At 72.2% G+C, this 1,876-nt stretch carries 2 protein-coding genes; one reads left to right on the forward strand and one right to left on the reverse strand.

Annotated elements, in window-relative coordinates; genetic code table 11:
* Nucleotides 1-47 precede the first annotated feature (47 nt).
* On the reverse strand, nucleotides 48-1,007 hold the full coding sequence (gene pip / locus ABZ641_RS35575; protein WP_344623182.1) for a prolyl aminopeptidase: 960 nt from the start codon (nucleotides 1,005-1,007) through the stop codon (nucleotides 48-50).
* Between the two features lie 252 nt (nucleotides 1,008-1,259).
* Here pip and ABZ641_RS35580 point away from each other — a divergent pair.
* Nucleotides 1,260-1,876 (forward strand): DUF1062 domain-containing protein (locus ABZ641_RS35580; protein WP_359988559.1); only part of this gene is annotated, 617 nt, incomplete at its 3' end.

Consider the following 1,876-nt stretch of genomic DNA (forward strand, 5'->3'; position numbering starts at 1 on the left):
GGGCAGGGATCCGTGGGGGGTTCCTGCCCACCGACCGGCCCCGGGGGTCACCGGTCCTTGAACTCCTCGATGGCCGAGCGGACGACCTGCTGCATCGCCTCGCTCCCGGCGTGCCCCGAGTCCTCGACGATGTGGAGCCGTGCGTCCGGCCATGCCTTGGCCAGTTCCCACGCCGTCTGCACCGGACAGCCCATGTCGTGCCGACCGTGCACGAGGACGCCGGGGATCCCGGCCAGGCGGTGGGCGTTGCGGAGCAGTTGGTCCTCCTCCAGCCACGCGCCGTTGCTGAAGTAGTGGGCGCAGATCCGCACGAAGGCGATCTGTGCGTCGACCTCCCGGTCGCTGTACATGCCGGGCACGCCGTTGGGCTCGTTCGAGACGACCGCGTCCTCCCAGGCGAGCCAGTCGGCGGCGGCCCTCGCCCGGACCGCCCGGTCCGGGTGCTCCGTCAACCGGGCGTAGGCGGCGAGCAGATCGCCGTCCCGCTCGTCCTCGGGGACGCCGTCGCGGAACCGGTCCCACGCCTCGGGGTGGAACCGTCCGGCGCCGCGGTACAGCCAGTCGATCTCGGAGCGGCGGCTCGTCATCACCGCCGGGACGACGATCTCGGTGACCCGCTCGGGGTGTTGCTGCGCGTACGCCAGGACGAGGGTGGCGCCCCAGGAGCCGCCGTTCAGCAACCACCGTTCGATGCCGAGGTGTTCGCGCAGTCGCTCGATGTCCTCGATCAGGTGCCGCGTGGTGTTCAGGCTCATGTCCGCGGCGGGGTCACTGGCGTGCGGCGTACTGCGGCCGCAGTTGCGCTGGTCGAAGCGGACGACGCGGTAGCGCTCCGGGTCCCAGGCCCTCGTCGGTCTCCGCGGCGCGCCCGATCCCGGGCCGCCGTGGACGTTCAACGCCGGCTTGCCCCGGGGGTTGCCGAGCTGTTCGTAGTAGATGCGGTTGCCGTCCCCGGTGTCGAGGAACCCGCTGTCGTAGGGACCGGTCGGAGGATGGAGTTCAACCACGGCGGCTCATCGTAGGCGGCTGCCGCCCGTCGGGAAAACGGTTTGCCCGCGGGCCCGGCCCCGGCCATGATCGCCCACATGTACATGTAACGGCTGCCACACGGCAACGACCGACCTGTCGCGCGGTCCACCTCCGGGCCTGGCCATTCGGCCCCGAGGCGATGACTCGCGCCCTCGTGTGCATCCGTCATGTTCCAGGAGCCCCGGCCCGGCCGCGAGCGCTCCTGCCGAGTCCTGAAAGCAACCACAGCCATGAATACCGACCGCAAGGCCCTGTGGGCCGTGCGTCAGTCCGCCCTGCCCACGGTCGTGCGCCCCTGCCCGGACTGCTCCGGCACGCGGCACCGCCCCACGGGCCGGATCCGCGTCAACGCGAGCGGCAAACTCCTCGACGTCTGGCTCCTCCTGGGCTGCACGGCCTGCGACCGGACCTCGAAGGTGCCCGTCCACGAACGCGTCCACGTCTCGTCGCTGGAGCCCGCCCGGTTGGTGGCGTACGAGAACAACGACCCCGCCGTGGTGCGGGAGCTGACGACGAGTGCGTCGCTCGCCGCGAAGAACGCGTACCGCCTCGACTGGACGGGCACCTGGGCGCTGGAGATCCGCACGCCCCTGCACGCGCTCGACGACCCGACGCCGCTCACCGTGCAGGTCGGCTTCGAGCTGCCCGTGCCGGTGCGCGTGGAACGGCTGCTCATGCTCGGGCTCGGTGTGAGCCGCGGCACGGTGCGGCGCTTGGTCGCGGACGGACGGGTCCGGCTGCCGCTGGCCCTGGACGCCAAGGCGCACCGGGACTTCGAACTCACCGTCCACGCACCGGGCGCCGCCGGCGCCGCGCAACGGCCGGAGCCCCTCGGTGCTCCGGACGC

Source organism: Kitasatospora sp. NPDC007106, from assembly GCF_040634455.1.
Taxonomy (GTDB): domain Bacteria; phylum Actinomycetota; class Actinomycetes; order Streptomycetales; family Streptomycetaceae; genus Kitasatospora; species Kitasatospora arboriphila.